Raw genomic sequence first — 10957 nt, 5'->3', positions numbered from 1 at the left:
GTGTTCTTTAAGTAGTTGTTCTGCCGTTTTTTCGGTAACATTTATTTCTTGCATAATCATTCTAATACCTCTATGTACAAGTTTATTATTGCTTAATTGCATATCCACCATTTTATTACCTTTAATATGACCTAATTGAATCATGGTAGTAGTGGTTAACATATTAAGAACTAATTTTTGCGCTGTTCCTGCTTTCATTCTTGAACTTCCGGTTACAAATTCGGGTCCGACAACTACTTCAATTGGGAATTGTGCAGTTTGTGATAATGGACTGCTTTGGTTACAAGTAATACAACCTGTTATTATATTGTTGTCGTTACATACTTCCAATGCAGCAATTACATAAGGAGTAGTTCCGGAGGCAGCAATACCAACAACAACATCTTTGTTATTTACATGATATGCTTGCAAATCTTTCCAACCTAGATTTGTGGAGTCTTCGGCGAATTCTACAGCATTTCTAATGGCTGTATCTCCACCGGCAATAATACCAATTACTAAATCAGGTGAGACACCAAAAGTAGGAGGACATTCACTGGCATCTAAAATTCCTAAACGACCACTTGTTCCTGCGCCTAAATAAAATAACCTTCCACCAGATTTCAGTTTTAAAACGATTTGTTCTACTAATTTTTCAATTTGTGGTAATGCGTTATCTACAGCTTGAGGCACTGTTTTATCTTCTGTATTTATATTTTTTAGTAACTCTGAAATTGTCATCTTTTCTAGATGATTATAATTGGAGTCTTGTTCTGTGGTTTTTATAAATGTCATTTTGTAAAAATACGGATTTTTGTTTTGCGTTAGTGATGGAAACGGCATCCTTTTGCTTTTGCAAAAGATATAGTGTACAGCACGACGATACAAAACTTCAAGGTTTTGTATGGAAACGCCCAAATAGTATTACTCGACGGTATAATTAAATTCAGAAACTTCGGACAATCTAAAATACCCAAAAGGAAAATTTTGAGCATTGGTTTGATTGATGCAATTACCGCGAACAGTTGCAGGTTGGGTTTCAAAAGGACCACCACCATCTTCACTACTTTGTTGTAAAAGAATAAACATGAACTCATAGAAACGTTGGGAAACACCATAATTTCTTATGATTACACTTTCCCCTGAATCTAGATCTTCTTCGATATAAAAGCCGAAAATTTCATTACCATTTACAAATTCATCTTTAAAGGTATCTAATGTAGCAGGCATATTTATACTTGGAGTATACTCGAAAAAATAATAGTTTTCTTCGTCTACAGGATCTGTGAAATAGGCTTTTATTTCTGTTTCTTCTCCTGAAAACCCACCTTCTAAATCTTGTTCTACATATTCAATTTCTGCTACGGATTTTAAAGTTTCGGTTGCTGTAAAAAGTTCGCCGTTATAATTAATACTTAAGTTATAGGTACCATTAATTTCAGGAACGAATGTGGTATTGTAATAGATTCCTGTTTGGTCTTCTTCTAAAAATTGAAAGCTGTTATTATTTGCATCCATAATAATCACTTGCGCATTATTTGCAGGCGGAATTTCGTTGTCATAAAATGGAGCAGACAATGTCAATTTTATAGATTGTTCATTTCCTGGCGTGTCTTTAAACCAATTAATGGAAGCGTCAATAACTAATCTAGGCTCTGAATTTGGTAAGTCTATATCTACAACATCCTCACAAGAAAATAGGAAAATAGTTAGTATTGGTAGCATGAGTAATCTTTTCATATTCTTAAAATTTAAAATTATAGGAAACAGAAGGAACTATACCAAAAATGGAAAGTCGTACAGCTTCATTTGCTCCAGTATCTACGTTTTCTCTAAAACTTATAGATGCTGCATTGCGTTTATTATACATATTATAAACACCAAAAACCCAATAGCTTTGCCATCCTTTCTGTTTGTCTGGTTTTGGGGTGTAATTTGCCGAAATATCTAAACGATGATATGTTGGCAATCTAAATTCGTTTCGGTTTGTATAGCTTGGTATGGTTACACCATTGTATTCATATTGACCATTTGGGTAGGTAACTGGTTGTCCGGATTGTAGTAAGAAATTAGCGTTTAAAGTCCATTTTTCATTTAGGTCATAACTTCCTGTAATAGACACGTCATGTGTTTTATCATAAGGAGTATTATACCAATTTCCATTATTTATTCCTGTTTCAACGGCTGTTCTTCCTGGAGTTTGTTGTTCTGATTTCGATAATGTATAGGCAAACCATCCTTTAAAACGGCCTTCGTTTTTTCGGAATAAAATTTCTAAACCGTATGCTCTTGCTTTGCCGTTTAAAATTACCTGTTCAATGGCATCGTTAGCAATTAAGTCGGCGCCATCTATATAATCTATTCTGTTTTTTACTTTTTTATAAAAGGATTCTACTTCTAAAGAAAATATTTTGTTGTTGAAATTTTTGAAATAACCAATAGCAACTTGATCTAATAATTGTGGTTTGGCATACTTTCCACTTGGTGTCCAAACATCTAAAGGTGTTGGAGAACTGGTATTAGAAAGTAAATGTAAATATTGACTTAATCTGTTATAACTTGCTTTAATGGAGGAGTTAGGATTTAATTGATAAGCAAGTGCAAGTCTTGGTTCTAAATTTCCAAACGATTCTAACACATCACTTTTGCTAGCTGTTTCTGTACCGATAGGATTTGCTTTTTCATAAATTTGAAGCTCCTCATTAAAAAGAATGGGGTTATCATTTTCGTACACATTTAATTCTTTTTGACCCAAGCGTAAAAAAGAACTATAGCGTAACCCATAAGAAGCAGTAAGTTTATCGGATAGTTTATGTTCGGCATCTATATATATCGCATTTTCAAAAGCATATTTATCAATTAACTTTCTTGGGTTTATTCCAGAGGATGTTCCTGCAGGTTCAATCTCACCAGGATTAAATTTATGATAAATACTATTTAAACCATATTGCAATTTTATTTTATCGTTTAGGTAGTGTTTTAAATCGTATTTGAAATTGAAGTTTCTAATTCCAGAATTCCATTTGAATCCAACAAAGTTTAAATCTAAGCCATAGTAATAATCCGAATAAATTAACGAAGCATTGGAGAATAGTTTATTGGAGAATAAATGGTTCCATCTAAAGTTTAAAACGGAATTGCCATAGGTATTTTTAAAACTATCACTCAAACTAAATACATCTCTACCAAAATAACCTGATAAATAGACATTGTTATTTTTGTTGATTTTGTAGCTTATTTTAGTGTTTAAATCGTAGAAATATGCTTTGCTATCTACATCAAAAAGTGGAAGAAATAAATGTGCATAGGAAGATCTTCCACCTAAAAGGAAAGATGCTTTCTCTTTTTTTATTGGACCTTCAATCAATAATCTACTAGAAACAATACCAATTCCTCCATTGGCGTGAAACGAATTACTGTTCCCTTCTTTTTGGTAGATATCTAAAACGGAAGAAACACGACCGCCATAACGTGCGGGAATTCCGCCTTTGTATAATTTCAAATCTTTTATGGCGTCCGGATTAAAAACGGAAAAGAAACCAAATAAATGGGAAGAATTGTAAATAGTAGCTTCATCTAACAAAATTAAATTTTGGTCTGCAGCACCACCACGAACATTAAAACCAGAAGCACCTTCGCCAGCAGTTGTAACTCCGGGAAGCATGGTTATTGCTTTTATAACATCTGGTTCGCCAAGTATGGCAGGGATTTGTTTGATGGTACTTGAAGAAAGTGCGTTTACACTCATCTGTGGTTTTTTTATATTTAGTCTTTCCACATTTTCTTTAATAACCACTTCGTCTAGATTTTGAGTAGTCTCTACTAAACTATAATTTTTGGAAATGTCTTGGGAAAGGTTAATCGTTTCGACAACATCTGCAAAACCAATGTAGCTTATAATCACTTTGTAGTTTCCTTTGGGTAAAGTAATAGAGTAGAAGCCATACTCATTTGTTGTTGTTCCTGTTTGTAGCTCTGGAATAATTATGTTTACACTAATTAGCGTTTCATTACTTGTTGCTTCTTGGATGGTTCCGCTAAAAGTAAATTTCTCCTGTGCAGATAAAAAGGATATAGTAAGGAAGCATAAAAAAAATAGAAGCTTTTGTTTTTTAAACATATACTAACAAATTTTAAAATTCATTTGACATAAAAGTATAAAAAAAGCCCCTTGAAAGGAGCTTTTTATACATTAAGTTTAGATTATTTAATACTATTTATAATAGTATTAAAAGTTTTACTAGGTTTCATTGCTTTGCTAGTTAAGTCGTCATTTGGCTCATAATAGCCTCCCATTTTCACCGGTTTACCTTGTACTTTATTTAATTCGTTAACAATTACTTCTTCGTTTTCACTCAAAGACTTAGCAATAGCAGTAAAGGTTTCTTTTAAATCCGCATCTTTTGTTTGGTTTGCTAATGCTTCAGCCCAATACATTGCTAAATAAAAATGACTTCCTCTATTATCCAATTCGTTTACTTTACGAGAAGGACCTTTTTTATTTTCTAATAATTTCTCTGTTGCTTCGTCTAGAGTTTCACTTAAAACTAAAGCTCTATCGTTATTATTTGTTTCTCCTAAATGTTCTAAAGAAACAGCAAGTGCTAAAAATTCACCTAAAGAATCCCAACGTAAATGATTTTCTTCTACAAATTGTTGCACGTGTTTAGGAGCAGATCCTCCGGCACCAGTTTCAAATAAACCACCACCACTCATTAAAGGAACAATAGATAACATTTTTGCAGAGGTACCTAATTCTAAAATAGGGAATAAATCGGTTAAGTAATCACGTAACACGTTTCCAGAAACTGAAATAGTATCTTTACCATCTTTAACTCTTTCTAGTGTAAAATTAGTTGCTTCAAAAGGAGCAAGAATTCTAATATCTAAACCAGAAGTATCATGATCTAAGAGGTATTTATTTACTTTTTTAATTAATTCGGCATCATGTGCTCTTTTCTTGTCTAACCAAAAAACAGCAGGAGTTTGAGAAGCTCTAGCTCTAGTAACCGCTAATTTCACCCAATCTTGAACTGGTGCATCCTTTACTTGGCACATTCTCCAGATATCTCCAGCTTCTACTTTATGACTTAAAAGGACATTACCTTCGGCATCTATTACGTTTACTTTTCCTTTAGATGCTATTTCGAAAGTCTTATCATGAGAACCATACTCTTCTGCTTTTTGAGCCATAAGTCCAACATTAGGAACAGTTCCCATTGTTGTAGGATCAAAAGCGCCATGTTTTTTACAAAACTTTATAGTTGCGTCATAAATTCCAGCATAACTACTATCCGGAATTACTGCTTTAGTATCTTGAAGTTTACCATCTGCATTCCACATTTGTCCAGAAGTACGAATCATTGCAGGCATAGATGCATCAATAATAACGTCACTTGGTACATGTAGATTTGTAATTCCTCTATCACTATTTACCATTGCTAAATCTGCACTATGATGCAAAGCATATCTTATATCTTCGCGTATAGCATCTCGTTTATCTTCTGGTAATTCGCTTAATTTTTCTAATAAGTTTCCAAAACCATTATTAACATCTACACCAATTTTTTCGAATGTCTTAGCATGTTTTTTAAATAAATCATGGAAGAAAACACGTACAGCATGACCAAATATAATTGGATCACTAACTTTCATCATGGTTGCTTTCATGTGTAATGAAAACAATACACTTTTATCTAAAGCATCTTCTACTTGTTCTTCTAAAAATTCGATCAATGCTGTTTTGCTCATTATTGTAGCATCAATAATTTCTCCTGGAAGTAAATCTAACCCTTCTTTTAAAATAGTTTCATTGCCTTTAGCGTCTTTATGTACAATTTTAATGGTGGTAGCTTCGGCAAGTGTTACTGATTTTTCATTGTGGTAAAAATCACCATGTGTCATAGTAGCAACATGTGTTTTAGAATCTTTGCTCCAAGCTCCCATAGAATGTGGATTCTTTTTTGCGTAATTCTTTACAGCTTTTGGAGCACGACGATCGGAGTTTCCTTCACGTAATATTGGGTTTACCGCACTACCTTTTACTTTATCATAGCGCAATTTAATATCTTTTTCTTCTGCAGTTTCTGGTTCATCTGGATAGTTTGGTAATCCATATCCTTTTGCTTGTAATTCTTTAATTGCTGCTTTCAATTGTGGTACAGATGCACTAATATTAGGTAGTTTTATAATATTCGCTTCTGGTTTTTTTACTAATTCACCTAATTCGGCCAAAGTATCCTTAACACGTTGGTCTTCTGGTAACATATCTGAAAATACAGCAAGTATTCTCGATGCTAAAGAAATGTCTCTTGTTTCTACTTTTACTCCTGCAGAGTTTGTAAAAGCTTGAACTATTGGTAAAAATGAATGCGTAGCTAATGCTGGTGCTTCATCTGTTTTAGTATAAATTATTGTAGAAATTTTTGTCATGTGTAATTTGTTTACTGAATTAAATATTGCTTATAAATTAAGCTGTGTAAATATACAAAAAACCAATTATTAATGGAAGTAACTAGTGTTTGGATATTTAATAAATATGAAGCTTTTAAAAAAGGTTCCTATTTTTTATGAATTATGTTTTATTCGATTTTAATTTGATACATACTTAAGAGTCCAAATAGACCATCTTTACTAAATTTGGCACCTTTTATTTTGTTTTTATCTGGAGCTATCGTGTAGTTTTTTGCGGTTGTAAAATCTGCTTTTTCCAGGTTTGTGTTTTCAAAAATAGCTTTTGCTAAATTACTGTTCGCAAAGGATGCTTTTGTTATATTGGTTTCTGTAAAATCCACGGACTCCAAATTGCAGGAATTAAAGTTTGTGTTTTTAATGTTTAATTGGTAAAAAGAAGCAAAGCTTAAATTACAATCTTTAAAGTGCAGTTCTAAAAGAAAAGAATTACATTCATTAAAAGGAAAACCAATCATTTTACAATTTACAAAGTGTACATCTTTAAATGTAACTCCTTTGGCTTTAACATTACTTAAGTTACAATCTATAAATGAGCACTCTAAAAAAGAGTTGCTAGTTAAATAACTATCGGTAAACACACAATTTGTAAAGGTGCAATTATCATATTCTGCTTTAGATAATTCGGTAGTAGAATAGTCTTTATTGTTATGCGTTTTGTCGTTTATAAAAGGAAGGTTCATTTAAAAATGCTTTTCGTAAATGGATAGAAAATATAGAATACCAAATTAAGGATAAAATGTGGCATTCTTATATTTGAATTATTTTTTGTTTACTTATTTTAAAAATGGAAGGGTAGCGCGGTTACGGTTTCATTGTTTATGGAATTTGGGATGAAAGAGAAACAAAGTAGGAACGACACTTTATGTTTAAATTGGTATATAAAATACAAAAGCCATATCACATAGAATTTAATCTAGTGGGATATGGCTTCTTTTGAAATAGTTTAGCGTGATCTATTTAACATTGCTGTTAAATTTGGTTTCAAAACTTACGTTTTAGAACATGTAGATTCAAGTTGCACTAATTCAATAAAACATTTTATGTTGTAACTTTCAAAATGTATTGACTTGTTACTAAAATGTTTCGATTAACTGTTTTTCTTGATGTTTAGGTTTCTTTGTTTCACTTGCGTGTTGCATTTCTTTTAAACATTGCATCCTTTTCTAGTTTTTACTTTCGCTTAAACTATTTCTGGAAGCTTTCTATCTTTGTAGTCACTATCTACCTAAGTATGTAGTACTTTTAAAGATTTCATGATTTTTCAGATAAACACATTTACATATGTTTCTTCAAAACCTCAAAAAACAATCTATTACTTTTTATTTTTATTTGTTTTATTTTTTATCGCTTTCTTTTTCCCTGCTTCAGCGTTAAATTTTTAAACCATAACTAATGCTATGCTTAAAAAATTCGCCTCGTGTCAGAAAAAAATAAATTTGTTAAAATTCTAAAACCTCTAAAAATAATAAGTAAAATTAAAGAACGAGTCTTTAATAGAATTTCAATTTTCATTCTCTTTTAATAAGAAACTCACAGATGTGATATGTAATTCTTTAGCTAATATAAGACAAGATCTTAAAAAAACAAATTTTTCAAGTCGTTAGTTATCAACGACTTATCAACTTCGTTTATTAACTTTTGTTGATAACGTTTGGACGAAAAAAAGCCTTGATTTCTCAAGGCTTTTTAAAATTATGAAACGCAGATACTTATTTGCGTCTTTTTTCTGTAATTCTAGCTTTCTTACCAGTAAGACCTCTAAAGTAAAAGATACGAGCTCTACGAACTTTTCCTCTTTTGTTTACTTCTACCTTTTGTAAAGCAGGTAAGTTTACAGGGAAAATACGTTCTACACCAACAGTTCCAGACATTTTTCTAATAGTGAATGTTTCTGAAGATCCAGTTCCTCTGCGTTGTAAAACAACACCTCTAAAGAACTGTGTACGTACTTTTTCTCCTTCTCTAATTTCGTAATACACTGTAATAGTGTCTCCAGCTCCGAACTCTGGAAAGTCTTTTCTTGTTACAAATTCGTCTTGTACAAATTTTATTAAAGATTCCATCTTTATTAATTTTATTAGTTATTTCAAGGCAACATTCGCGATTCTCGCCAGAGGTTAACTCAAAAGTGGTGCAAAGATAGTTAAAAAGTTAATAGATAAAAGCTAAAAGTTTATTTTTTTTGGTGTCCCGCTACTTCACTTAAGTTCCGTAGCGTCAGGCTATTCGTTATATCTTTTTATCGGAACTCAAAAAAGGATGTCACTACTATCCTTAACACAAATCGAGGTTCCTGTAAAAGGATAGTTTCTTTATTTTAGCTTTATCGGAATATATACCTCTTCTTCAGCGTCTGGGGAATCTTTAATGTATTTGTCTCCAAGTACATTAAAATGTGCTCTGTTGTCTAAAGCGTATTCCGATTTTTGTAACCATTCTGTAAAAATATATTGCATCACCTTCGAAAAGTCTTTCGCTAATCCTTTGTAGGTAAAAACAGCGTATAATCCGCTTTCTATAGAAATATGATGCATTTCTTCTGGTATATTATCAAAGTTTTCCACTTCCATAGTAGCCCATTTTGTAAACGTATTATTCGGATGGAAGCTTTTAAAATGATCGATACTGTATTCTGTTATTTCATAAATAGCACTACCAATACTATTTTTTACTTGTTTTCTATTTGGCATAAAACCAGAGAACAGCTCGAATGTTTTATTATCTATTAAAGACATTTTAATAGATTGTCCGACTAATTTTTTTCCAGAGATAGATTCTATTCTTGGTTGCATTTTGCTTTTTTTTAGATGGAAAAATTTAAAATTAATCTTCTAATAAATCAGGTCTTCTATCTTTAGTGCGTTGGTATGCTTGTTCTTCTCGCCATTTTTCAATTTTTGCATGGTTCCCACTAAATAGTAATTCCGGAACTTCCAATCCTTTATACGCTCTTGGTTTTGTATAAATAGGAGGCGCTAATAAATTGTCTTGAAAAGAATCTGTTAAAGCAGAAGTTTCATTTCCCAATACGCCAGGAATTAATCGTATTAAAGCATCGCATAAAACAGCTGCACCAAGTTCACCACCAGATAAAACATAATCTCCAATAGAAATTTCTTTCGTGATAAAAAGATCGCGAACGCGTTGGTCTACACCTTTATAATGTCCGCAAAGAATAATAATGTTTTCCTTTAAAGAAAGGTGATTCGCCATTCCTTGATTTAAGGTTTCGCCATCTGGAGTCATATATATAACTTCATCATAATCGCGTTCTTCCTTTAGTTTGGTAATACATTTATCTATTGGCTCGATCATCATTACCATTCCTGCGCCACCACCAAACTGGGTGTCGTCAATAGATTTATAGTTGTCTGTGGTATAATCACGTAAATTATGAAAGTGTACTTCTACCAAGCCAGCTTCAATGGCACGTTTAAGTATAGAAGCGCTAAACGGGCTTTCTAGTAATTCTGGTAAAACGGTTATGATATCAATTCTCATGAGTCTTTAGTATAAGTTGCAAAGATGCAAAGAATAAGATGAAAAAGAAAGGTTTTTACGAATCCCGATTTAAAGCGTATTAGGATTATAATAAAAAAGATGAAATAGGTTTAGATAAGTCGTTTTGGTTTGCATGTTTACAAAAAAAAAGATCTGTAAACAGAATTTACAGATCTTTAACTAATATGGTGTTTAAAAACGGTTAACTGTTTTTTTGTTTGTTTAATTCGTCTTGTAGTTGTCTTCTAACTTTTTGCTCACGCTCTAAAGCTATTTTTCTGTGCTCTTCAAATTCTTCTTCAATTTCTGCTAAAGACTTATTGGCATCTCTAGTAATTGCGTTACTATTTTTAAATTTGTAGATAAAAAATAGTAAAAACGCTAGTAGACCACCAATAATAGACCACATTAAAATATTATAACCAGATTTACTCATTAGCATTCCGAATAAAGACATGCTGTCTTTTTCTTCGTTGGTTTGGTTTAATGTGCCTTGTGTGTTGGCTAAGCTCGTTTTTAATGTAGCAATTTCTTTCGATTGGCTAGTAACAACAGCTTGTGTTTCGGCTAGTTCTTTATGAATTGTTTTTAAAGAATCAATAGTATGTGCTTGTAGCGTAAGGAACATACTACGTTTAACCGCTTCATAAGGTTGTCCGTTGGTTCCTTTAAAATTACCAGATTTTCTTAAAATGTATTCAAACTGATTATCTATGGTACCAGTATTTAATGAAAGTTTGTCTTCTTCTTCGTTGTTTTCCGTTTGGGCGCTAATGGATGTACAGAATAAAGATATAGATAGAATTATAATAAATTTAAAAGAATTCATTTAGTAAATTAGTTTGGTTTATTTTTTACGAAAATAAGAAATTATGTTTATTTAGATGCTAAATACTCTTCAAAATGCTTCGGGATAAATGCATTTAACATAAAATTTTTTTAATTAAAAAGCCTCACAAAAGTGAGGCTCTAATATATACGTTGCTAATTAAAATTTAGATGT

Annotated in this window: 9 protein-coding genes (1 of these 9 only partly in view); all 9 read right to left on the bottom strand. The window is 31.9% G+C overall.

The genetic code is table 11. From position 1 onward, the window contains the following. Positions 1 to 774 carry the 5' portion of an N-acetylmuramic acid 6-phosphate etherase gene (gene murQ / locus ACVCXO_RS10740; protein ID WP_452229593.1) on the bottom strand. The gene continues 48 nt to the left of window position 1, outside the view, so only the first 774 of its 822 coding nucleotides appear in the window; the start codon lies at positions 772 to 774; its stop codon lies beyond the left edge, outside the window. A gap of 129 nt (positions 775 to 903) precedes the next feature. Then, positions 904 to 1719, bottom strand: coding sequence for a DUF4249 domain-containing protein (locus ACVCXO_RS10735; protein ID WP_452229592.1), 816 nt, complete (start codon positions 1717 to 1719; stop codon positions 904 to 906). A 4-nt stretch (positions 1720 to 1723) separates the two neighbouring features. Beyond that, positions 1724 to 4099 carry a TonB-dependent receptor gene (locus ACVCXO_RS10730; protein ID WP_452229591.1) on the bottom strand — a complete coding sequence of 792 codons (2376 nt, stop codon included), beginning with the start codon at positions 4097 to 4099 and terminating at the stop codon, positions 1724 to 1726. 83 nt (positions 4100 to 4182) lie between these two features. After that, positions 4183 to 6411 (bottom strand): NADP-dependent isocitrate dehydrogenase, encoded by a 2229-nt coding sequence (locus ACVCXO_RS10725; protein WP_452229590.1) that lies wholly within the window; start codon positions 6409 to 6411, stop codon positions 4183 to 4185. A 149-nt stretch (positions 6412 to 6560) separates the two neighbouring features. Continuing rightward, on the bottom strand, positions 6561 to 7133 hold the full coding sequence (locus tag ACVCXO_RS10720) for a pentapeptide repeat-containing protein (protein ID WP_452229589.1): 573 nt from the start codon (positions 7131 to 7133) through the stop codon (positions 6561 to 6563). Between the two features lie 1029 nt (positions 7134 to 8162). Continuing rightward, complete coding sequence (gene rplS, locus ACVCXO_RS10715; RefSeq protein WP_055443565.1) at positions 8163 to 8516, bottom strand: 50S ribosomal protein L19; 354 nt, start codon at positions 8514 to 8516, stop codon at positions 8163 to 8165. Between the two features lie 249 nt (positions 8517 to 8765). Beyond that, on the bottom strand, positions 8766 to 9245 hold the full coding sequence (locus tag ACVCXO_RS10710; protein WP_452229588.1) for a GyrI-like domain-containing protein: 480 nt from the start codon (positions 9243 to 9245) through the stop codon (positions 8766 to 8768). A 31-nt stretch (positions 9246 to 9276) separates the two neighbouring features. Further along, complete coding sequence (gene trmD, locus ACVCXO_RS10705; protein WP_452229587.1) at positions 9277 to 9954, bottom strand: tRNA (guanosine(37)-N1)-methyltransferase TrmD; 678 nt, start codon at positions 9952 to 9954, stop codon at positions 9277 to 9279. A 202-nt stretch (positions 9955 to 10156) separates the two neighbouring features. Then, complete coding sequence (locus ACVCXO_RS10700) at positions 10157 to 10783, bottom strand: tRNA (guanine-N1)-methyltransferase (RefSeq protein WP_452229586.1); 627 nt, start codon at positions 10781 to 10783, stop codon at positions 10157 to 10159. Between the last annotated feature and the right edge of the window lie 174 nt (positions 10784 to 10957).

It is taken from the genome of Lacinutrix sp. MEBiC02404, from assembly GCF_053601575.1.
Note: the sequence above shows the minus strand (reverse complement) of the source record. Positions and strands in the feature narration are given on the sequence as shown.